The sequence below is a fragment of the Tellurirhabdus bombi genome (assembly GCF_021484805.1).
GTDB lineage: Bacteria > Bacteroidota > Bacteroidia > Cytophagales > Spirosomataceae > Tellurirhabdus > Tellurirhabdus bombi.
The window spans coordinates 4335467-4357345 of the sequence record NZ_CP090557.1; the positions used below are offsets into that span (position 1 = coordinate 4335467).

Here is a 21879-nt window from a genome sequence, read left to right on the forward strand (position 1 = left end):
ATTATCAGACATAATTATCAACAAAAATTAATAGTTTAAATAGTCCATAGCTGGCTTACAAACAAATCTTTTCCTTGACTTTTGAAAATAGCGGCAATCCTATTTACCTCTATTTCTTATTTTTAAAACCAGTGATTAAGGTTACTTCGACTTGTTGAATCAAAAAATATGACGGAGAAATAGTAATTTGTATGTTAACCAATATTTAACCGCAAAACCTAAACTACTATGCATAACCCTACGACTGTCGATGCCTACATCGCTGGCTTTCCTGAAGAAATTGCCGAGGGTCTTGAGCAAATCCGGGGTGCCATTCATCAAGCTGCACCAGAGGCAAAAGAGGCCATCAAATATGGTATACCAACCTTTGTGTTAAACGGAAACTTGGTTCACTTTGCCGCTTTTAAAAAGCATTTTGGACTCTACCCTACCCCTTCTGGAACTAGTGCATTCAAGGAGGAAATTGCCCCTTATAAAGGCACTAAAGGATCGATTCATTTTCCGCTCAATAAGCCACTCCCTCTCGATTTAATTACTCAAATCGTTACCTTTCGGATTCAGGAAAACGCCGAACAAGCCATAAAACGCAAAAAGGTAAAGTAACGGAATTTGACGCTTGACAAGACTAGCCTTTTTCCTTTTGTCAGACACAGAAATACCTGGCAACTAGCCTATGTCTACACGAAAGCTTATCTTTTTCGGCCTCTGAGAATAGTGTTACTCCAGAAAATTGGCTCGTTCCAAATTACAGCAATGCTCGCCTGGTAGATTCACGACGATCACTTTGTCTTGGCAGTTATTTTCCTGTGTACCACTACCAAAAAGCAATTAGGTCTTTGCACGGCTTGGCTTCAGCAGCAATAATAAATACCGAAAACTAATTAAAGTGGATCGAATTGGCGCGATTAATGCACAGCAAACACAAAAAATCCTCCTGAAGATGGAGTAATTAGTAAATTGCCAAAAATGAATAAATGGAAATATAAATTATGTTAAACGACCAGATCAACTTTGAGGAGCCGATTCATTTTGACGCCATTTGGGAAGAAACAATAGCCCAGAATTTTGGAATGCCTTCCGATAAACAGACCGGTTCGCTACTCCGGACGCTGGCTGCTACCCGGCCGGGTGGGCATCTTCTGGAACTCGGAACGGGTACCGGCATCTCTACTTGCTGGCTTCTCGATGGCATGGACGATCACTCCAGATTGATCACTGTCGACAATGACGAAAAACCGCTGTCGGTGGCTCGGAAATACCTGGGGAACGACCCCCGCATAGAGATCCATCTGGATAACGGCGAAAATGTGATTAGTCGCCTGCCTGCCGAGAGCATCGATTTTATCTTTGCTGATGCCTGGCCGGGCAAATACAATCACCTCACCGAAGCCTTGGCGTTACTCAAAAAAGGAGGTATTTATTTAATTGACGATATGCTTCCCCAACCCAACTGGCCGGCTGGACATGGCGAAAAAGCGGCCCGACTAGTGCAGTGGTTTGAAGAAAATGAAGCCTTTCGAATAACAAAAATGAATTGGTCGACAGGTTTATTATTGGCCGTGAAAAAATAAAATCGCGCAAAAATCCTGCCTGACCCATAATTTTCTTTTTTAAAGTATCATTATCTTATCTACTGATTAATCAGACATTTATACCGCTAAAAAAGGCTGTATAAAAATATCCAAAGTGGAGTTTTTATATCTGATATGTGACCATTTACCGAATCTTAGGTCTTAATCGTTGTCTTTTATTTATAGAGATATAAGACAACATCTGTCACTTTCGTTACATTTTAAAGACTATACGGTAAATTCTATGTATAAATCCATCCAACTTGGAACGTTGTTTGATTGTTAAGTAACTTGTTTCACTTAGTTTATTTATTGGAATAATGCGTAAATATGAATTGAATGATGCGCAATGGGACAAGATTCAACGCCTTCTTCCCATTAATAATCGCCCTGGACGCCCCTGGAATTCTCATCGACAAACACTGAACGGAATTCTCTGGATTCTAAATTCTGGTGCCCCCTGGCGGGATTTGCCAGAACGATACGGTTCCTGGAAAACCATCTACGACCGTTTTAAGCGCTGGCAACGGGATGGAACACTAGCAAAAATATTAGATCATTTGCAGATCGAGTTGGAACTACCAGAAGCCAAAAAGTCGGCTAGCGATGTAGCCATGTCAAATGCAGTCTAAGCAAATCAACTATAATTATTTTCCAGGCTGGTTGCTCCGCTAACACCAGCCTGGGCTTCCTAATGCCTGGAAATTGATCAAATTCTGCACTTCTCCGTTTGCGGAATCACCTTTTTAATGTAGTCTAGGTCTTATTAGGTTTCAAATAAGGCTTTGTAACCTCTTCAAGGGATTAAGTAATTGCGCGTAAGTTACCTTAAAATAGATACTTCATAAAGTATTTGACTTACAGCAATTTAAATCGATATTTGGATTTGCACTTACCGTTTGCTTAAAACTTCTTCCGAAAATAAGCAGCGGTCGGTAGCTTAATAATAGTCCAACTTCTGTCCCATGAAAAAAGAATCAGTTACTCACTTAACCGGCGAGGGAAACTACGCCTGGTTACACTACTCTGATGGTCGAAAGCATATTACCGCCCAGACGCTGAAACACCTTGAATCCGTTCTGCCAGAGTACATCCGAATTCACAAAAGCTTTTTGGTTAACCCCGCTTACATCCGAAAGGTCAAGCCGTTTCCCCACACGTTGTCGGGTGTGGTTATTCTCGTGAACGGTACTGAACTTCCCGTCAGCCGACGTCGCTGGCCACAGGTTGAAGACCGGCTAAGCAGGATTCGAAAAGGGCCTTAACCTTTTTCATTATCCTTTGAAAAGACAGCACTTGCACTCATTTGCGTATTTAAAAATCAGAAAACTTTGCAAATGATGCTGTTTTAGTGGTATGTTAGGCGGACTTAAGCACTGCTCTTGTTACAGACTCACCCTACAATCACGATTGTTTTCTTGAGTTAAAGGAACAAGAGCAGGCAGTCCAGCCCGTTCCCAGAATAAGGCTATTCTCTTCGTTTGATAACCCGTATGAAAACACAGTTGCTTGCCCTAACCGGCTTTCTTGTCTTAGCTTGCTCTTCTCCTCAACAAACCGAAAGCAACCCGGGCAGCTTGGCCGCCGACTCTTCGTTAACCAAAATAACCAGCACCCCAAAAATTAACCTTTTCACGCATGTCGATAGCCTTCGGAACCAGTTAAGCCGGGTTGGGATTGGTGAGTTGAAGCCGTGGTCATCGGACGGAAAAAGCTGGCTGGCAGCCACCGATTTCTACGAGTTTGGTCCTGGCAACGCAGATGGCTTCCGGGATAACCTGGCTTTTTTCCTGGAATCTGGCAACAAACAGCACGTTCGAAAACTGCAATTAACAATGCTGCGTTACCGCAAAGGCTACCAGAGTAAATCCCAATCAACCTTTGCCAACAAAACCGAATTGCTGTTCGAGTTGCTCAAGACAACTCTCCCGGAAGGACTCCTGCGAAGCATTCGGACGGGTAGGAATTTTCGGGCGGAAACGCCCGAATTTGTGGTTTCGACGCGCTTGGACGCGGGCCCAACGGATGCCGACGCCGATTATTACCGACTCACCCTTATCTCCAAATAAAGCGCGGTAACGCTATTTTTTAAACAGTCCTTTCAGGTAATTACCGGCTTTATTAACGGCACCCATTTTCTCGGAAAGCGTTTCTATAAGCGATCCATCCGCCTGCTCGATGTCTTCGATGTGGACGCCATGATCCAGCTGCTTTGGGAAAAGGATGATAAAACTATTGTTCTTGAAGTAATTGGATAAATAATACGGGAGCTTATCCAGCTGGGTGTTGTGCGACACATGCCATTTGCGGGAGGAAACGAGAAAAAACAGGTCGTTGGGCTTTAGTTCGCGACTAAAAATCAGAAAATCGTCCCAATTGCTAAAGGCGTTGTACACAGCCTGTACTGGGTTGGCAGCCAACCGGTTTTGGTCTTGCAGAACTTCCAGCGTATCGGGGTGGGCGTAGAAAAAAAGCGGTAGACCTACCTCTTTTGAGATAATAGTCAGGCTCTCCAGCCAGTGTAAGAAACCCGGTTCCAGTTCTGCGTTAGGCGGAATAGCGGCCACAATACGGCTCAAGGTATTCAGGGGTTGAACAGGCTGGTAAACGAAAATGGTTTCGAGAACATTTTTCAGTATTTTCTCCGCCACCGGACCGAAAAAGTTTTTTGGACTAAACGAACGATGCAAGCCGATGACCACACTCGTTATATTCTGCTCTTTGATGGTATAAATAATTCCGTTGCTGATACTGACATCGTGCCGGGTTAGGGGTATGATGGTATTTTCGGTGGCTGCCGCGTGCATCTGCGCTTTATCCATCATTTTTCTCCCGGCACTCGCACCGCTTTGCAAGGTTTCATTCTCATCACTGACGATATGCAGGGCATAAACGGGAATCTTGCTTTTCCGGGGACGCATGCTCAAGCCAAAATCGACCATTTCTGAAACGGTATCGGGATAAGCGAGAGAAATCAGGATTTTCTCGTTCGTATCTTCCTCGGATGCATTATTTCGCTCTTCCAGCAAAGCCAGTTTTCGGGCAGCCCGCTCGACTTCAAACGAACTAATGGCGCAACTCACCAAAATCAGCAGGATGGTCCCGTTTAGTACGTCTTCATCCAACAAACGGATGGGCTCGCCATTGGGCGCTTCACCAATGATGATGTTGTAGCCGACCAGAATAATCGCCAGCGTAGCAGCCGCGTGGGAGGTGCTGAGGCCAAAAATTAGCCGCCCTTCCTCATTCGTCAGATTAAAGGCCTTTTGGGTTAATCGGGCGGCCAGGTACTTTGTCGCTACGGCAACCACCACAATGACACCCGCCACTTTTAAAGCCCCTGTCCCTTTCACCAGAACGCCAACGTCTACCAACATACCCACGCCAATCAGAAAAAAAGGAATGAACAGGGCATTGCCGACAAAGTCGATTCGATTCATGAGTGGTGAGGAATGCGGCACAAATTTATTCAGAACAAGTCCCGAGAAAAAAGCCCCGATAATGGCTTCCACACCAGCCGCTTCGGCCAGAAACGAAGCCAAAAATACAATAGCCAGTACAAAAATATACTGCGATACGCTGTCGTCGAAGCGCTTGAAAAACCAGCGGATGATAATGGGAAACACAAAAAAGACGACGGCAACGAAAGCCATTGAAGAACCGCCCAATGTAATCCAGAACGAGGCGGTCACATTTTCGCGCGTCATGCCTGAAATAGCGGCTAGAATCAGCAGGGCCAGGATGTCGGTAATCATGGTTCCCCCGATGGTCAATAGCACTGCCCGGTTGTGCGTCACTCCGTAGCGGCTCGCGATTGGATACGACACCAGCGTGTGGGTCGAAAACATACTCGCCAGCAAGACCGACGACAAAAAACCGTAGCCGAGCAGGTAATAGCTGGCCAGCGCGCCGCACACCAGAGGCAATAAGAACGTAGCCAGCCCAAAAACAAGGATCTTGTTCCGATTCTTTTTAAACTCCGTCAGGTCGATTTCCAGGCCTGCCAGAAACATGATGTACAAGAGACCAACCGTACCAAAAAGGACGATACTACTATCCCGCACCAACAAGTTCAGTCCATACGGACCTACAATGACGCCCGCAATAATCAGCCCGATGATGTGAGGAACTTTTATCCGATTGAAAAGAATAGGGGCAAAAAGTATGATAAAGAGAACAAGCGAAAAAATAACTACCGGATTTTTCAGCGGTAAGGAGAAATCCAGAGTGGTTAATAAAATCATTGCACGGTTTTTAAGTGATGGTTCATTTTTTTGTCAGCTCCAGCGCATAGACGATTTTGCAGTTATCGGAGCGAACAATTTCCCGTTTACCTTCCAAGCGACGGTCATTAATCATTTGAAGCCGTACGGTCATTTGCGCATCCGGCAGCGTTTCGTTTTCCATGTGCTGAACGGTCATTTCCAGCGCATTTGCCGTGATTGAACCTGTATACTGGCGTACCTGCTTCTTATTCACAAAAGCCTTGGCCGCTATTTTGCCTTCTTCGTTGGTAATTTCCCATTGTTCATTTTTTACGTCCCCAATGGCCGACCCAAGGCAGCTTGTTTCGATGCAGTTCATCTTTACGGCCCAGGTTCCTCCCACGATCCGGTTATAGACGGTGTCTATGGCCATTACATTATTGGCACTGTCGAGGTCATTTTCTTTCTCCAGAAGTTTTTTTTCCCGAAGGACCAGCTCGTTTTCTTTCAACTGCAAGGTTTGTTCTTTCTGCGCTACGGTAGCCTCTCTTTTTTGCAACTCATTTTCTCGTTGCTGGTCCTGGCAACCAAGGATAAAGGTGATTAGGAGTAAAAGGCAAAGGAGTTTTTTCATAACTACAGGGATTGGTCGGGGTCATTTAGCAGGAACACGTGCTGTATTTCAGCTTAAAATAAGCTTCATCGTGCCGACCCGGCTCACAGGTGCCGGGCCATTTTAGGGGAAAATAAAGGAAGAAACGTTAACAGGCAAGCATAAAAAGTCCCACGGACCAGCGAAAGCTAGCCCGTGGGACAAAAGTAAGAACCGTAATTCGGGTAGGCTATTTAATGGGCGCTACCCATTCCGTTCGTCTGCAGGTAGGGCAAGGCGTCTCTTTATTATTCATTGACGGATGCGGTTGTCCACAATAACTGCAAGCCAATTGATCGTCAACCTGCTCCTGCTCGGCGATGTATTCTGTATCCCAGAAAGGCAAAATAGACAGGCCCGGCTTCGGCTCTTTCTCTTCGATCAGCGTGAAGGCCCCGTTGGCCTCTAGATAAAGGCGTTTCACGTAGCCCAGATGAGCAATTCCTTCTGAGCGGAGCTGCGCAAATAACAACTCCCGGCTAATGCCAACCTCCCGCATTTTATCTAGTTTCAAAACGGCATTCTCGATCAAAATCGTGATAATTCCCTGCGAAACTCCCTCAAAGCTTTCATCTTTAGCCGCGCGTCGGGAGATTAATTGCTGGGAAACCACAATAACGCAGGCAATGATAATGACAGGCAACAACCCACGCTGCGTATCCAGGATAGGCACCCCAATAGCGGCCGCCATGGAAACCATCGCTGCCATTTCGTTGCGACTCAATTTGGAGGCCATCCTCCGTCCCATCAGACGCATGGAAACCACCAGGATCAGGTAAACAACAGAAACTCGAATCAGAATTTCTATGTAAAAAGACCCCGGCACGTTACCCACCAAAATCCGGTACCAATCAACTAAATGAATTTCTTCCTTTTTCATCGTTTTTTCAGATTACAGCCGCTACCCATTGGTCAGACTGACAGATTGGACAAAGACCCGGTTTAGGCTGAGCAGCTATCGTATTTCCGCAATTCCTGCAAGCAACGAATTTCCCTTCAGTGGAGCGGTGAATGGTGTGTATTTCGTCGTCATCGGGCGGTAATACCGACAAACCGGGTTTATCTTCCGGTTCTTCAAAAATACTAAACATCCCATAACCCTCTAAATATAAACGCTTTACCTTGCCAACGTTATAAACCTCACCACTACGCAGAGCTGCATAAACTTGCTGGTGAGACAGGCGGTTTTTAGCCATTTCTTCCAAAAGAATAACCCCATCTTTAATCAGGACCGTTGCCGTTCCCTGGATTATTTTTTCCGCTTTGCTGTTTTTAAAACCCAAAAGGCTTGTTCCCCTCAAAAAAGCCAGTGCACAAACCAAGGCCAGCGCTCCAGACAATAAACCACGATCAGGTAGCTGCATGGCTGGTGATATAATAGCCCCCAGGGTCAGCATAACAATCATTTCCAGATTCGTAAGCTGACCATTCATGCGCTTACCCAGCAAACGCATGGTTACCAGAAAGATCAAGTAGATCAGCGACGTCCGAATAAACACCTCCAGCAAGAATTCGAAGGGGGCATCGCCAATCAATATGCGCTTCCAGTCTCCTAAATGAATTTCATCTTTTTTCATCCCTCACGGAACTCGGTAATAAAATAAAAAGATTTGCTTTATTGAATTAATTATAGACTAAATCGAAAAAATATAAATACAAGGGCCGGAAAATCAGGAAATGAAAATCAGGCAGAAGCATTTTGACGAGAATGGTTAGAAGATTAAGTGTTTGCCACTCCGCAAATTAATCGTCGATCTATGAAAAGATTACTCCTGATTTTTGGTATAAGCCTATTTACAGCCTGTCAGAAAGAAGCTAAAGAAACTCAAAAGACACCAACGCCTCCAGTTGCAACTCCAACGGACTTTATTGAAGAATTATGGTATAAAAACAGTTTTATTTATAACCTTGATGTAGAGGTATTTAAGGACTCCGACGGCGACGGTGTCGGTGATTTCAAGGGATTAACCCAGCAATTGGATTACCTCAAGGGCCTGGGCGTTGACGCCATTTGGCTGGCTCCTTTTCAGCCGACGCCCAGCCAGGATGATGGTTATGATGTAGCTGATTTTTACGGCATTGACCGCCGTCTTGGCACCAACTCCGATTTTGACGAGTTCATGCGTGCCGCCAACCAGCGTGGGATTCGGGTTATGATGGATATGGTGATAAACCACACCTCTAACCAGCACCCCTGGTTTCAGGAAGCCCGGCGCAACAAAAACTCCCGCTATCGCTCGTGGTACGTCTGGTCAAAAGAAAGACCCGAAAAATGGGACACAGGCATGGTTTTTCCGGGGGTGCAAAAAGCAGTCTGGACCTACGATTCCGTGGCTAGTGAATATTATTACCACCGCTTCTATGAATTTCAACCGGACCTGAACGCCCAAAATCCAGAGGTCCAACAGGAGTTTCGGAAAATTATTAAGCACTGGCTCGATAAAGGCATTGCCGGATTTCGGCTCGACGCGGTTCCCTTCCTGATTGAGGTTGCCCATTCAGACTTTGATCCGGACCATCCACAACATCAGTACGACATGATTTCTCTTCTGCGGCAATACATTCAGTGGCATAAAAAAGATGCCATCATGCTGGGAGAAGCCAACGTCGATCCGAAAGAACAGGAGCCTTATTTTGGCAAAGACGGGCAGGGCATTCAGACAATGTTTAATTTCTTTGCCAATCAGTATCTTTTCTACGGATTGGCTTCGGGCGAGGTAGAACCCCTTGTCAAAGCGCTGAACGATACCAAACAAATACCTTTCAACGCGCAGTGGGCTTTCTTTTTGCGCAACCACGACGAAATTGACCTGGATCGACTCAGCGACCAGGAACGCGCCAAAGCTTACGCCAAGTTTGGGCCAGATACCAACATGCAGCTCTATAACCGGGGAATTCGTCGGCGATTGGCCCCCATGCTGGGCGATCTCCGCCAGATCGAAATGGCGTATAGCCTCCTGTTTTCCTTACCCGGTACGCCGGTTATCCGGTACGGTGAGGAAATCGGCATGGGCGATGACCTGACCCTTAAAGAACGCCTTTCCGTTCGAACACCCATGCAGTGGTCCAACCAACCGAACGCTGGCTTTTCGACCACGGGTAATACTGTTCGTCCGGTAATTACAAAAGGGATGTATGGCTATCCGCAACGAAACGTAGCCGCCCAGTTGTCCGATTCGGCTTCTCTTCTAAATCGAATCAAACAGTTTTCCAAGCTACGCAAATCCTGCCCGGAGATTGGATGGGGAAAATGGACTGTTCTTAACACCAACTCGACCAACCTGCTGGCAATTCGGTACGATTGGGAGGGGCGTTCGCTAGTCATGGTTCATAATTTTAGCAGTGAACCGCAACAGTTTCAGCTCACAACCGGCCTTAAACAGGCAACCACGCTGGTTAGCCTTTTTGACCAGGCTAAAACCAACGCAGAAGCCAACGGCACCAACGCCCTGCAATTGCCAGGGTACGGATATAATTGGTATCGACTAACAAAATAAGGTCTTTCCGCTACGCTGGCTGACAAAAAAATCAGGGAATTTAGGCGCTTCACCAATAAACGTTGAGCGCGTAAATTCCCTGAAAAATAATATTGAAAGTGACTAAAAACTATGGCTTCGGAAGGCAGAATCAATTTAAATTAATCTGGTCGGGAATCTCTTTCATCTGTTCCAAACACTCCTCTTCCCGGCGGTTGTATCCTGCCCAAAATGTGGCAGTCAGTACAACCCTTAATACTTCGTCGTTGTTTTCATCAATGGCTTGTTTAATGGCGTCATAGAATGGCTTGAGTGAGTTTGGGAGTGGGAATTCCATGTTTTTTCATTTAGTGAGTAGTGTAGAGCATAGCTATATACGTAGATTTTGAGCACCTGGTTTGCTCAAAATGGCTTAAATCTATAGGTACTGGCAATCTCCTAGAACAATAGTTATTTATAAAACTATGAATCTATGTGGCTCAATAAGATCAGTTCACTGCAAAAAATCTCTATTTATTGCAATAATCTTAGCTAAATTTGTCTAATTCATCTAACTATACGAACAAGCTCTGCGTCTCGGCTTCGTTATTAGAAAGAAGATGTATGTGGAAATAGGTTAGTCTTAATTCCTAATTTTTTTGTTTCAGCTATGAAATGGTCATTTATCATACAGCAAAAATTAAAAGCGGCCCTTCTGCTAACGGCAATTATGGCGCTTATTATTCTGAGTACCTTTATTTCCAGAAGTAATATCCGTGGAATGGACAATTCTTTTTCAGCCATTTATGAGGATCGGCTGGTTCCTACCATCGACATCGTCTATATAAGTGAAAATCTGTACCACAAGCGAATTGCGCTGAGCAGGCATTTTTTGTCAGACACGCGGGTCACCTCCCCGGCTATTAAAGTCCAGCTTCAGGCACATAATCAGTGCATTGACTCGTTAATCAATGCGTTTGAGAAAACGAATCTGGTTAAAGAAGAATCGGCAAGCCTGTCGGCATTGAAGAGCCATATCAAAGCCTATACCTCGCTGGAGCAAAACGTCCTGCAACTGCTGGAAGCGGACAACAAAAAAGCAGGACAGGAGCTGTTTGAACAACAAGGTACGCTTGTCTTTCAGCAAGCTATTAAACAGTTAAACAAACTTACTAAAATACAATCTGTTGTCGGTCAGAAACTGCTTAAGGACTCCCACAGCGAAGCGATCCAGTTTCAGGCCGTATCTACCTTTCAGATTACAATTGCCATTGTCATTGGGTTACTGATTCTGGGCTTGATCCACAGCGCGAAAATAACGGATCGAGGGAATCAGCCTTTTCACCTTAACTGACAGGTGTTTTGTATTTAGTAAGCCTTATTAATCAGAATCAGAATTAAACACAGATGGCCAGTTGATGGTTAAATCATGTACCATCTTCCATAAAGGTTGCTATAGGATTTCTTCCATCAGTTAAGATATGACACGGCTTTCTCATTGGGCTAAGGTGCTGCTGGCAGCCGCAGTTATTTTCTTACTAGTTGGCTTACTCATCCCGCTTCTCTTAGCCACGGTCTACAAAGATCAGATTGTTTCAACAATACGCGAGGAATTTGCCCAGCACTCGGAGCAGCGATTGGCCGATTTTGACGTTCATTTCTCGCTTCTCCGCCACTTTCCACGCCTCTCGGTAGCTGTCGATAATGTTTCCATTCGGGATAATATCAGTTCTGCCCAAAGCGAGGTTCTTGGCATTCGACAAGCGCAGGTAGTGATTGGCTTAACCGATTTTCTGCAAAAACGCTGGACAATCCGCAGAGTACTACTAAAAGGCCTTAATTATCACCAGTGGGTCGATTCTACGGGCAAAAAAACGGCTCTGGTTTGGAAAGCGGCCAAAAGACAAAGCTCGGGAGCTGGAAAAGGGCACTTGGTTGATATTGCCGCCTTACGAATTGAAGATGCCCGCATAACCGTAGAAAATGCTTATAAAAGCACAGGATTTGCGCTTCTTGTTCATCACGCTGATTTAAAAGGTGACCTGAGTAAGCCCGCCTTGCGCCTGCACGGTACGCTCAACGGCACGGTTCAACACATTAGCAGCCGAAAATTAAAGATATTCCGGCAGCAACCGTTTACCGCAACGGCTTCCTATGATTATAATCCCGCCACCAAAACCGGCACCATTCATCATACCCAGCTCAAAGCCAATGGCTCAGTAATTGCGTTTAGTGGAAGGCACCAGAAACTACCTGATCAGGAACACTCCCTGCTGGATTTACGGTTGTCAGGCGCCCAGCCGGCCCGGATTCTGCTTACCGATTTGCTCCCGGATTCACTCAAAAATTACGCGGATGATCCCGCCCTCAAGCGCCCTTTCACCTTTAAATTTCACATGCACGGCCGAAGCGGGCCCAAAACGCGGCCCCATAGTCGGATGGCATTTCAGTTTTCGGCCCGCGATTATCACTGGCCCCAAAGTCCGCTGGTCATTCAGGCCCTACAGGTTCAGGGAGAATTTGACAATGGTAAAAAGAATACGCTGGAAACCTCCACGCTTACCATCCAGCAGTTTAAAATGCAGGCTGATACCAATACCATTTCGGTGCAGGGACGCCTAACGAACTTAAAATCACCCGTCCTCGAGGGGACCGTTATCGGCAATCTTTCCCTGACGCAAATGGCACACCTGATGAAATGGTCGGGCGATTCGCTCTACAGTGGTACCGCTTCCATCGATCTGGCCCTGAATAGCCCTTTACGACCTACGGGTACGTCGGATTCGTCCTTGATCGAGCCCTTCTGGAAAGGCACCCTTCAGGTCCGGAACGGCTGCTTCCAGGTGGCTTCAGAATCCGGTCATTGCACGGCACTCAACGCAGATATCGCGTTTATGCAAGAAGACAATCTGCTTCAAATTCGGGAGGTAAGCGGTAAACTGGACGGACGCTCTTTCCGCATCAACGGCGAAATCAGAAATTTACTTCGGTATTGGTTGCAGGTTGGCCATAAAGCCTATCCGGTTCGGTCGCGGCTAGAGGCCCACTGGTCCGAAATGGATTTTTCTAACCTTAAGCTGCGTCGACCTGCCAAAAACAAACCCGACAAACCAAGTCCGCCACCCGATAGCCTTTTGTCGGACTTTCTGTTCGGCGCCGAGTGTCTGGCCACTGTTCAGGTTGATAAAGTGCGGCTTCCCTCGCGCGAGAACCTAAGCAATGTGTTTGTACGGATTCATAAGCAGGGAGAACTAGTTCGGATTCCGCAAGTGCAGTGCCAGACCACGTACGGGGGCCATATCGCGGGTTTAGGACAGTTTCGCCTGAATCAAAATGGCATTCAGCAACCTTACGCCGCGCTGACCCTCTCCTATCCTTCCCTGGATCTACAAAACCTATTTGCTTTTTTGTCGGAGTTGAACGGAGTGCAAACCAACTACCGTCGCCCTACTCGAAAGCGCAAAAATGAGTTGGACTACCGATTTGATCTGGAGGTAAAGGCTAATAAGCTGGCTTACCGGGCACTCAAAGGCGAAAACTTTGCGCTTAAGACTGTTATTCGGGACGAGGAAGCTCGGCTTGAGCGCCTGACCATGAATGCTTTCAATGGACGCCTGGGCGCACGCGGCGTATTAAAACTGAATGGTCCATCGGCCAATCAATACCCGGTTCGCCTGAACGTCAACCTGCGCCAGGTCGATTTGTACCACCTTTTCCGGGCCGCCGATGAACTGCAACTGGACGTTTTCAAAAGTGAGAATATTCGGGGTAATCTGGATTGCTCCATTGTTTACCGCGCAGAGCTGGATGAAACCTTTTTGCCCGACCTCAACCGGACAACGGCCTACACCCGCGCTACGCTTCGGGAAATGGAATTAATCAATGTGGAACCCATTCAGCAGGCGCTTCATTTTTTGCCTAAAGCCAAAACAAGTCATATTTATTTTCAGGATGTAGAAGTGCGGTTCCTTTTGGCGCAAAACCGAATTATGACGCCGGGAGTCAACCTGACCAACAATCTTTCCCATCTGCATCTCGGGGGCGATTATACCTTAAATCAGACGGGTTCGTTTCTGGTGGAAGTTGGCCTGATGGATTTGCTATTTGGTAACAACAAACGACGCATTCGCCAGATACAAACGGTGGATTCGACTCGTCTGGGCAATTCCTTCAAAAGTCGCCTGTTTTTGCAACGGGGTAATTCGGGCAAATATCACCTGAAGATTTCAGGCCGCCGCGATTTTGAAACCCGACGAAACGCCTTGCGCTACCGGTGGGCCAGCGAATTGGGACGCCAAAAAATTGATACGACATTTGCCCGCTAAATGGCAAAAACACCCCGCAGAGACCATTTGATATTGTTATTTGGAAGTAGGCCCCTCCTACGCATATCTTCACAAAAATTTTACAGAAAAGAATTGATAGCGATGCATGGCACGCCATTGATCACCATTTTACTCAAATTTACTCCTCTAAGGGGATAGCTAGTCTTAAACAGGTTCATTCCGTATGATTCTTATTGTTGACGACAGACCCGAAAATATTCTTCCGCTTAAAAAAATTCTGGAACTTCATCATTTTTCGGTCGATACCGCTGAGTCGGGTGAAGAAGCGTTAAAAAAGATCCTTAAAACCAACTATTCCGTCATTATTCTGGACGTACAAATGCCTGGAATGGACGGTTTCGAAGTAGCAAATGCCGTTGCTGGCTTTAGCAAAGCTAAAGACACCTCCATCATTTTCTTATCCGCAGTTAATACAGAGAAACGATTTATCACAAAAGGATACACCTCGGGCGGCATTGATTATTTAACCAAACCCGTTGATCCGGATATTCTGGTCCTGAAAGTGAAAACCCTGCACAAGCTTTACGAGCAGCAGCAGGAACTGCGCGAAACGCAGCATTCTTTGCGCAAGGAAATTGAGGTTCGGAAACAGGCTCAGGAAAGTTTGGCAGACCGCATGCACGAATTGCGATCTGTGCTCGAATCGTTGCCCCAAATCGCCTTTACGCTCGCCGCCGATGGCCGGATTGAGTACGTTAATGAGCATTGGTTCCGCTACGCCAAAGACGCCGAAACCTTTCCGGAAGCCCATCCCGACGACGATATATACACGATTTGGAAGAGCTATCTTACCCTAGGTCTTGAACTAACCCGCGAAGTTCGACTCCTTGAACTGGCTACACTTGACTACCGATATCATCTCCTGAAGATTATTCCCGTTAAACAGCAAGATACCATTTTCAAGTGGGTAGGAACATTTACGGATATCCACCAGCAAAAGCTGGCCGCCGAAGTACTGGAGCAACAGGTTAAACTGCGGACCAAAGAATTGCTGCTCAAGAACGTAGAGCTAGAACGTACCAATCATGAACTCCAGCAATTTGCCTGGGTCGTATCGCATGACCTGAAGGAACCGCTTCGTAAAATCCAGGTTCTCAACGATATGGTAAAAGAGAAGTTCCTGAAAGACAATGAAGAGGCAACGTTTTTTCTAGAGCGATCTATCAATTCGTCGGCCCGTATGTCGCGGCTGATCAATGATCTTCTGACGTATTCTCAACTGTCTGTAACGGATCCCTTTCAACCAACGGATCTTAATTTGTTACTAAAAGAGCTTCTCAGTGATTTCGACGAAACAATCAGCAATAAAGGGGCGCTGGTTACGGTTGAAGAATTGCCGGTAATCGATACCATTCCGAGCCGCATCCGGCAGGTTTTTCAAAACCTGCTTAGCAATGCCCTGAAGTTCTCTAAACCAGACGAACCGCCGATTATTACCATCAGTGCCGAATTAGTAGAGACAAAAGAAATTGAGAGTCCACCATCGCCGACGGGCCAATTCTGCCGGATTGTGGTGAGTGACAATGGCATTGGCTTCGACGAACGTTTTCTGGATCGCATTTTCATTATTTTCCAGCGCTTAAATACCCAAACCAGCTACGAAGGTACCGGAATCGGGCTGGCCATTGCCAAGAAAAATATCGACAAACACCACGGTCTCATTTCGGCGAAAAGCCACCTGAATGAAGGTACCCGTTTCATTCTGGTTCTTCCCGTTACACAGACGAATGAAGTACTGACCCATTAGTGATCGCCGATTTTAATTACCTATTATGCCGCAATATTCTACCTCTCATTCCGTCATTAGACAACTGCAACTTGTCTTTTCTTTTTCTATTCTCCTGCTGATTGTCAGCTTGCTGGCCTCTTTTTACAGCACACAAAAGTTAATCAGCAATTCGCAGCTCGTTAATCATACCAATCAGGTTCTGCTCGAAGCGGAGAACATCATCTCCTTCACAAAAGATGCTGAAACCGGCCAGCGCGGGTTTCTCATTACGCGGGACGCTACCTTTTTACAACCCTACAACGGTTCGCTGGACAAGGTAAGAAACAGCTATAGCCAGTTGCGTACACTGACGCGTGACAATGAGTCACAGCAGGAGAAGCTGGCTAAAATAGAGCAGCTATACGAAGCTAAGTTTACGCAGATGCAACGCATCATCGACATGACTAACAAAAGCCGTACCTTTTCCAGAGATACGATTCAACGGCATCAGGAAATGGCGCGGGGTAAAAAGGTCATGGATGGTCTTCGGAAGATGATCAATGATGTAAAAGAAGAAGAATCTGAGGTTCTGAAAATGCGGATTGAGCAACAACAGATTTACATTACGTATACCCCTTACCTGCTGCTGCTTGCCGCCCTTATTTCCATAGCGATCACCGTTAGCACTTACCTGCGGATCAAAAAAGACCTGGACGACCGGATTGCGCACCAGAAACAGGCCGAAAAGAAATATCAGGAGACCAACCAGCGCATTGGGGTAATGGAAGACATTACAACCGACATCGCCGAAGGCAACTACACGGTTCGCAGTCTGGATACGGCCGACGACGATTTAGGGCGTATTGGTAATGCTCTGAATAGCATGGCCGATTCACTGGAGACTACTTTTGCGGATCTAAACAACCGAAACTGGTTACAAACTGGCACCCTCAAACTCAGCGAGGCCATCCGGGGCGAAAGAGACATTAAAAAGCTATCGACCAACCTGATTCATACCATTGCCGAGTACCTGGAAGCCCCCGTGGGAACGGTCTACATTGTTGATCATAACGCCAATTTCAAGCTGGAAGGAACGTTTGCTACCCAGGATGCACCGGCAATGATTAAACCCGGCGAAGGACTGGCGGGTGAGGTTATTACCAGCAAAAAAATGCTCCTGGTTAACGATTTGCCAAGCAGCTATTTACGGGTTACCTCCTCCCTGGGAGCCACAACGCCCAGTTCGTTAATTATCTGTCCGCTGCTTTACGCGCAGGAGTGTGTGGGCGTCCTTGAAATTGGCCTTTTGCACAAACCCAGCGAACTGGAACTTCAGTTTCTGGAAAATAACCTGGATAGCCTGGCTATTGGGATCAATGCGGCGCTGAATTACATTCAGTTGCAGAATTTTCTGGAAGAAACGCAGGCCCAATCGGAAGAGCTACAGGCTCAGCACAACGAGCTGGAAAACCTCAACGCCGAACTCGAAGCTCAATCGCAGAAACTACAGGCCTCCGAAGAAGAACTGCGCGTTCAGCAGGAAGAACTGCAACAAACGAATTCCGAGCTGGAAGAACGAAGCCTGCTTCTGGAAGAGAAAAACGACGAGATCCTGAAAAAGGCCGAAGAGCTGGAAATCAGCACCCGCTACAAATCAGAATTTCTGGCTAATATGTCGCACGAACTGCGCACGCCGCTTAACTCCATCCTCCTTTTAAGCCGCCTGCTGGCCGAAAACGACGAGAAAACGCTCTCCAAAGACCAGGTTGAATACGCCAGAGTCATTCAGTCATCGGGTAATGGTTTGCTTGGCCTGATCGACGAAATTTTAGACCTGTCTAAGATTGAAGCCGGACAGATGAAACTGGAATACCTTACGGTATCCATCCGCGAAATTACAGAGGAATTGCAGGCGCTTTTTGGCCCCTTGGCAAAGGAAAAAGGACTGGAATTTATCGTGTCGGTTGACAAAAACGTTCCCAAAACGATTGAAACGGACAAGATGCGTTTGGGTCAGATTTTGAAAAACCTGCTTTCCAACGCCCTTAAATTTACGGCAAAAGGTAGCGTCTCGCTGACTATTCATAAACAGTCTTCAACGGAAAATACGCTTTGCTTTGCCGTTAAGGATACCGGCATTGGCATTCCTTCCGAAAAGCAGCACCTGGTCTTTGAGGCATTCCAGCAGGCCGACGGGTCGACCAAACGGAAATACGGCGGCACAGGGTTGGGGCTGTCCATCAGCCGCGAGCTGGCCAAGCTTCTGGGCGGCGAAATTATGCTTTCCAGCGAGGTCAATAAAGGCAGCGAATTTACCGTTTACCTGCCTATCTCGGAGGTGCCCCGAACTACCCAGCCGGAAAAGATCGAGACTTACGTGCCCCGGCAACCCGAACCCAAGCCCACTCCGCAAAAGCCCGAAACAGGCAATAATTACATCAGCACCGTCATTCCAGAGGCGATACCCGACGACCGAAATGCCATTCAGGAATCGGATAAAACCATTCTGATCATCGAAGACGATACGAATTTCGCGAAATCACTGCTGGACTACTCCCGCAAAAAAGGCTACAAAGGCATTGTGGCCGTGCGCGGCGATGAAGGTTTGAAACTGGCCAGTATTTACAAACCGCTGGGCATTCTGCTGGATATTCAGCTACCGGTTCTGAGTGGTTGGGAGGTTATGGATGCTCTTAAAGCCGATCCGCGAACCAGACACATTCCGGTTCACATCATGTCTTCGCACTCGCTGAAAAACGAAAGTCTACTGAAGGGAGCGATTGATTTTGTCAACAAGCCCATGGCCTTTGAACAGATGCACGATGTGTTCAAAAAGATTGAATACGTACTGAATCGAAATTCCAAAAAAGTGCTCATTGTGGAAGATAATCCGAAGCACGCCAAGGCGCTGGCCTATTTTCTGGAAACGTTCAACATCAATTCGGAGCTGAGCGGCACTATTTCACAAGGCATCGAAGCCCTGAAACGCAAAGAGGTAGACTGCGTTATTCTGGACATGGGTATTCCCGACTCAAAGGCCTACGACACCCTGGAGGAAGCCAAAAAGAACCCGGGACTGGAGAACCTGCCGATCATTATCTTCACCGGGAAAAGCCTGTCGATGGCAGAGGAGTTGAAAATCAAAAAATACGCTGATTCAATCATTGTTAAAACGGCGCATTCGTACCAGCGTATGCTCGACGAGGTTTCGCTGTTCCTGCATTTGGTGGAAGAAAACAAACAACCCGCCAAGGCAGATAGTGCTTTCAAAAAGCTGGGGGCGCTTGGCCAGATCCTGCACAACAAAACGGTGCTGGTAGCCGATGATGATGTACGCAACATTTTCTCGCTATCCAAGGCGCTGGAAACCTACAAAATGAACGTCGTTACGGCTCTCGATGGCAAGGAGGCACTCCAGAAATTAGAGGAAAATCCAGCGATTGATGTGGTTCTGCTGGATATGATGATGCCCCAGATGGATGGGTACGAAACGGCGAAAAAGATCCGAGAAAACCACCAATGGCGAAATCTGCCCGTAATTGCCGTTACCGCCAAGGCCATGACCGGCGACCGGGAGAGGTGCATCCAGGCGGGCGCTTCCGATTACATCACCAAGCCGGTTGACATTGACCAGTTGATCTCGTTGCTCCGCGTCTGGCTCTATGAACGCTCCTAAGAAGCTATTCCAAAAAACACACTAGCTATCCTTAATTTTAAAAAACACTATGCGTAAAAAAAGGGTATTGATCATTGATGATGACTCAAGAAATATTTTTGCTTTAGTAGCAACGCTGCGGGCTAAATCGTTCGACTGCATCTCCTGCCTGGGTGCTCAGGAAGCCTTGACTCTGTTGCAGACCGATGAGGTCGTTGACGCCATTTTGATTGACATGATGATGCCCGACATGGACGGATATGAAGCCATTCCGCGCATCAAAATGATCGACCAGCGGGCACAAACACCCATTTTTGCCGTAACCGCCCAGGCAATGGTAGGCGATCGGGAAAAATGCCTTGCCGCGGGTGCAACGGATTATATATCGAAACCCATTGACGTAGACCGACTTTTACAGTTATTAGCACGTGTTTAATAAATTACTAACCATTGAGGATGAAGAAGTTGACCTGCTGCTGAATGACCTTTTTGAGCGATATGGTTACGACTTCACCAATTATTCCCGGGCATCTCTGAAGCGACGCATTGTGCGTCTGTGCTCGCTTGACAAGTTTCCAAGCTTTGCCGAATTACGATACCGCGTCAATTCTGATCCGGGCTATCTAAAACATTTTGTGGAGGAATTGACGGTCAATGTAACCGAAATGTTCCGTGACCCGCAGTTCTACAAAGCTCTCCGAACAGAGGTAATCAGTACGCTGGCTGCCAAGCCGTTTATTCGCATCTGGCATGCCGGCTGCTCAACCGGCGAGGAAGTGTATTCCATGGCCATTCTGCTAAAAGAAGCCAATCTGTTGCATAAGTCCCTGATCTACGCCACCGACCTAAACCCGACCGTATTGGAGAAAGCCCGCAAAGGCTTTTTTCCGCTGCCGCACATGAAACAATACTCCGAGAATTACATTGCCTCGGGTGGTATACACGACTTTTCCTCCTACTACACAGCGCATTATGGACAAGTAAAATTTGATGAATCGCTGGGCGAGAAGATGATTTTCTCCACTCATAATTTAGTTTCTGACCGCTCTTTCAACGAATTCGATCTGATTCTCTGCCGCAATGTATTGATCTATTTCGACAAGGATTTGCAGGACCGGGTATTGAGCTTGCTGGACGAGAGTTTGGGGCAGCTCGGCTATTTGGCTCTGGGCACAAAAGAAACTTTGAAATTTTCGTCAATCCAAACCCGCTACAAGCAATTGGAAAAAGAAAAGATATGGAGAAAAATCGGATAAAAGCAGTCGTTATCGGCGGGTCTTCGGGGAGCCTCGATGTGCTGTTGAAGCTATTCCCCGCGCTGAATCCAGCCATCCCGTTGACAATTATTGTTGTCTTACACCGAAAGAACGCCCCTGATTCTCCCTTGGCCAACCTGCTTTCGTACAAGACGTCCATTCCGGTCAAGGAAGTGGAAGACAAAGACGCCGTTTTGCCGGGTATGATTTATCTGGCTCCCGCCGATTATCATCTGCTCATTGAGCGCGATTTCCTTTTTTCGCTCGACAGTTCCGAAAAAGTAAACTACAGCCGTCCGTCGCTGGATGTTACGTTTGAGTCTGCTGCTGATGTATACGGCCCCACCCTCGTCGGAATTTTGCTATCTGGGGCCAATTCAGACGGAACGGCGGGTTTGGATGCCATCAAACGGGCGGGCGGAATCATCATTGCCCAAAGCCCCGAAACGGCTAAAGTAGCCTTCATGCCCGAACAGGCCATCCAGCACACCGACATCGATTTTGTTTTTGATTCGGACGAAATGGCGGCGTTCATCAACGGGCTTCGGTAGCCGCTATTTCTTCTGCGCAATAATCCGCGAATTTCCGCTCCCAGCGCCGTTTAAATCCAGCAACAGGGAGTTGGCTTCCTGATGATAATAGCCGTTGTTGGCCTGATCGGCTCCGGTGATGTTTATGCGGGTGGATAAGCCTGAATCGACGCTTAACGTTCCTTCAAAAGTGCTATTGATAATCATCTGCCCGTTCCGGCGTTGCAGCAGCGTTTTAACTTCTACCTTTGAATTAGCCAGCTTTTTGATGGTGATACTGGCTGTCTGCGCTGAGTCGGCAGGACTATAAGTAACCTGCTGGTTTGTTCCCCGGTTCAAATAAACCTGCACCATATTAAAAGTCCCTTCCATCCCGACGGTTAAATCAGGATCGGGCGTCTGCTCCTGTTTTTTGCAGCCTCCGAGAAGTACAACCAGTAAAAAAACCGAAGCAAGTCTGTTCATAGGAATGTTTCTATATTCCTGAAAACGTTAACTACT

General features: G+C 46.8%; 19 protein-coding genes. 13 read left to right on the forward strand and 6 right to left on the reverse strand.

Annotated elements, in window-relative coordinates; genetic code table 11:
• Positions 1 to 228: 228 nt before the first annotated feature.
• The 5 genes from L0Y31_RS18415 (at position 229) to L0Y31_RS18435 (ending at position 3640) form a co-directional block, all read left to right on the forward strand.
• Positions 229 to 603 carry an iron chaperone gene (locus L0Y31_RS18415; RefSeq protein WP_234734555.1) on the forward strand — a complete coding sequence of 125 codons (375 nt, stop codon included), beginning with the start codon at positions 229 to 231 and terminating at the stop codon, positions 601 to 603.
• A gap of 386 nt (positions 604 to 989) precedes the next feature.
• Positions 990 to 1571 carry an O-methyltransferase gene (locus tag L0Y31_RS18420; protein ID WP_234734556.1) on the forward strand — a complete coding sequence of 194 codons (582 nt, stop codon included), beginning with the start codon at positions 990 to 992 and terminating at the stop codon, positions 1569 to 1571.
• Between the two features lie 320 nt (positions 1572 to 1891).
• Positions 1892 to 2203 (forward strand): IS5 family transposase, encoded by a 312-nt coding sequence (locus L0Y31_RS18425; protein WP_234734557.1) that lies wholly within the window; start codon positions 1892 to 1894, stop codon positions 2201 to 2203.
• Between the two features lie 333 nt (positions 2204 to 2536).
• Positions 2537 to 2836: a LytR/AlgR family response regulator transcription factor gene (locus tag L0Y31_RS18430; RefSeq protein WP_234734558.1), complete on the forward strand. Its 300-nt coding sequence runs from the start codon at positions 2537 to 2539 to the stop codon at positions 2834 to 2836.
• A 228-nt stretch (positions 2837 to 3064) separates the two neighbouring features.
• Positions 3065 to 3640 carry a hypothetical protein gene (locus L0Y31_RS18435; RefSeq protein WP_234734559.1) on the forward strand — a complete coding sequence of 192 codons (576 nt, stop codon included), beginning with the start codon at positions 3065 to 3067 and terminating at the stop codon, positions 3638 to 3640.
• A gap of 12 nt (positions 3641 to 3652) precedes the next feature.
• Here L0Y31_RS18435 and L0Y31_RS18440 read toward each other — a convergent pair whose 3' ends face one another.
• From L0Y31_RS18440 to L0Y31_RS18455, 4 genes are all read right to left on the reverse strand, one after another.
• The gene (locus L0Y31_RS18440; protein WP_234734560.1) at positions 3653 to 5815 is read right to left on the reverse strand and encodes a cation:proton antiporter; all 2163 of its coding nucleotides are present in this window, start codon (positions 5813 to 5815) and stop codon (positions 3653 to 3655) included.
• 22 nt (positions 5816 to 5837) lie between these two features.
• A complete protein-coding gene (locus L0Y31_RS18445; RefSeq protein ID WP_234734561.1) occupies positions 5838 to 6410 on the reverse strand; it encodes a hypothetical protein in 573 nt (190 codons plus the stop codon).
• 208 nt (positions 6411 to 6618) lie between these two features.
• The gene (locus L0Y31_RS18450) at positions 6619 to 7308 is read right to left on the reverse strand and encodes a DUF421 domain-containing protein (RefSeq protein ID WP_234734562.1); all 690 of its coding nucleotides are present in this window, start codon (positions 7306 to 7308) and stop codon (positions 6619 to 6621) included.
• Positions 7309 to 7315: 7 nt separating this feature from the next.
• The gene (locus tag L0Y31_RS18455; protein ID WP_234734563.1) at positions 7316 to 8005 is read right to left on the reverse strand and encodes a YetF domain-containing protein; all 690 of its coding nucleotides are present in this window, start codon (positions 8003 to 8005) and stop codon (positions 7316 to 7318) included.
• Positions 8006 to 8185: 180 nt separating this feature from the next.
• On the opposite strand from L0Y31_RS18455, the gene L0Y31_RS18460 reads away from it, so the two are divergent.
• Positions 8186 to 9925 (forward strand): alpha-amylase family protein, encoded by a 1740-nt coding sequence (locus L0Y31_RS18460; RefSeq protein ID WP_234734564.1) that lies wholly within the window; start codon positions 8186 to 8188, stop codon positions 9923 to 9925.
• 130 nt (positions 9926 to 10055) lie between these two features.
• Here the strand turns inward: L0Y31_RS18460 and L0Y31_RS18465 are convergent, their stop codons facing one another.
• Complete coding sequence (locus L0Y31_RS18465) at positions 10056 to 10241, reverse strand: hypothetical protein (protein WP_234734565.1); 186 nt, start codon at positions 10239 to 10241, stop codon at positions 10056 to 10058.
• A gap of 312 nt (positions 10242 to 10553) precedes the next feature.
• Here L0Y31_RS18465 and L0Y31_RS18470 point away from each other — a divergent pair, with 312 nt between their 5' ends.
• The 7 genes from L0Y31_RS18470 (at position 10554) to L0Y31_RS18500 (ending at position 21399) form a co-directional block, all read left to right on the forward strand.
• Positions 10554 to 11237, forward strand: coding sequence for an MCP four helix bundle domain-containing protein (locus L0Y31_RS18470; RefSeq protein ID WP_234734566.1), 684 nt, complete (start codon positions 10554 to 10556; stop codon positions 11235 to 11237).
• Between the two features lie 127 nt (positions 11238 to 11364).
• Complete coding sequence (locus L0Y31_RS18475; protein WP_234734567.1) at positions 11365 to 14208, forward strand: AsmA-like C-terminal region-containing protein; 2844 nt, start codon at positions 11365 to 11367, stop codon at positions 14206 to 14208.
• Between the two features lie 184 nt (positions 14209 to 14392).
• Positions 14393 to 15976 carry a hybrid sensor histidine kinase/response regulator gene (locus L0Y31_RS18480; RefSeq protein WP_234734568.1) on the forward strand — a complete coding sequence of 528 codons (1584 nt, stop codon included), beginning with the start codon at positions 14393 to 14395 and terminating at the stop codon, positions 15974 to 15976.
• Between the two features lie 25 nt (positions 15977 to 16001).
• A complete protein-coding gene (locus L0Y31_RS18485) occupies positions 16002 to 19613 on the forward strand; it encodes a response regulator (protein WP_234734569.1) in 3612 nt (1203 codons plus the stop codon).
• A 49-nt stretch (positions 19614 to 19662) separates the two neighbouring features.
• Positions 19663 to 20028: a response regulator gene (locus L0Y31_RS18490; protein WP_234734570.1), complete on the forward strand. Its 366-nt coding sequence runs from the start codon at positions 19663 to 19665 to the stop codon at positions 20026 to 20028.
• Positions 20021 to 20848, forward strand: a complete 828-nt coding sequence (locus L0Y31_RS18495) for a CheR family methyltransferase (protein WP_234734571.1) — start codon at positions 20021 to 20023, stop codon at positions 20846 to 20848. The genes L0Y31_RS18490 and L0Y31_RS18495 overlap by 8 nt, the downstream gene beginning before the upstream one ends.
• Positions 20830 to 21399: a chemotaxis protein CheB gene (locus L0Y31_RS18500; RefSeq protein ID WP_234734572.1), complete on the forward strand. Its 570-nt coding sequence runs from the start codon at positions 20830 to 20832 to the stop codon at positions 21397 to 21399. The genes L0Y31_RS18495 and L0Y31_RS18500 overlap by 19 nt, the downstream gene beginning before the upstream one ends.
• 3 nt (positions 21400 to 21402) lie before the next feature.
• Here the strand turns inward: L0Y31_RS18500 and L0Y31_RS18505 are convergent, their stop codons facing one another.
• A complete protein-coding gene (locus tag L0Y31_RS18505) occupies positions 21403 to 21843 on the reverse strand; it encodes a hypothetical protein (RefSeq protein WP_234734573.1) in 441 nt (146 codons plus the stop codon).
• Positions 21844 to 21879 lie beyond the last annotated feature (36 nt).

Bases quoted from the DNA above. Each gene is read 5' to 3' on its own strand.
- L0Y31_RS18415 (WP_234734555.1), top strand. From the start codon at position 229: ATGCATAACCCTACGACTGTCGATGCCTACATCGCTGGCTTTCCTGAA.
- L0Y31_RS18420 (WP_234734556.1), top strand. From the start codon at position 990: ATGTTAAACGACCAGATCAACTTTGAGGAGCCGATTCATTTTGACGCC.
- L0Y31_RS18425 (WP_234734557.1), top strand. From the start codon at position 1,892: ATGCGTAAATATGAATTGAATGATGCGCAATGGGACAAGATTCAACGC.
- L0Y31_RS18430 (WP_234734558.1), top strand. From the start codon at position 2,537: ATGAAAAAAGAATCAGTTACTCACTTAACCGGCGAGGGAAACTACGCC.
- L0Y31_RS18435 (WP_234734559.1), top strand. From the start codon at position 3,065: ATGAAAACACAGTTGCTTGCCCTAACCGGCTTTCTTGTCTTAGCTTGC.
- L0Y31_RS18440 (WP_234734560.1), bottom strand. From the start codon at position 5,815: ATGATTTTATTAACCACTCTGGATTTCTCCTTACCGCTGAAAAATCCG.
- L0Y31_RS18445 (WP_234734561.1), bottom strand. From the start codon at position 6,410: ATGAAAAAACTCCTTTGCCTTTTACTCCTAATCACCTTTATCCTTGGT.
- L0Y31_RS18450 (WP_234734562.1), bottom strand. From the start codon at position 7,308: ATGAAAAAGGAAGAAATTCATTTAGTTGATTGGTACCGGATTTTGGTG.
- L0Y31_RS18455 (WP_234734563.1), bottom strand. From the start codon at position 8,005: ATGAAAAAAGATGAAATTCATTTAGGAGACTGGAAGCGCATATTGATT.
- L0Y31_RS18460 (WP_234734564.1), top strand. From the start codon at position 8,186: ATGAAAAGATTACTCCTGATTTTTGGTATAAGCCTATTTACAGCCTGT.
- L0Y31_RS18465 (WP_234734565.1), bottom strand. From the start codon at position 10,241: ATGGAATTCCCACTCCCAAACTCACTCAAGCCATTCTATGACGCCATT.
- L0Y31_RS18470 (WP_234734566.1), top strand. From the start codon at position 10,554: ATGAAATGGTCATTTATCATACAGCAAAAATTAAAAGCGGCCCTTCTG.
- L0Y31_RS18475 (WP_234734567.1), top strand. From the start codon at position 11,365: ATGACACGGCTTTCTCATTGGGCTAAGGTGCTGCTGGCAGCCGCAGTT.
- L0Y31_RS18480 (WP_234734568.1), top strand. From the start codon at position 14,393: ATGATTCTTATTGTTGACGACAGACCCGAAAATATTCTTCCGCTTAAA.
- L0Y31_RS18485 (WP_234734569.1), top strand. From the start codon at position 16,002: ATGCCGCAATATTCTACCTCTCATTCCGTCATTAGACAACTGCAACTT.
- L0Y31_RS18490 (WP_234734570.1), top strand. From the start codon at position 19,663: ATGCGTAAAAAAAGGGTATTGATCATTGATGATGACTCAAGAAATATT.
- L0Y31_RS18500 (WP_234734572.1), top strand. From the start codon at position 20,830: ATGGAGAAAAATCGGATAAAAGCAGTCGTTATCGGCGGGTCTTCGGGG.
- L0Y31_RS18505 (WP_234734573.1), bottom strand. From the start codon at position 21,843: ATGAACAGACTTGCTTCGGTTTTTTTACTGGTTGTACTTCTCGGAGGC.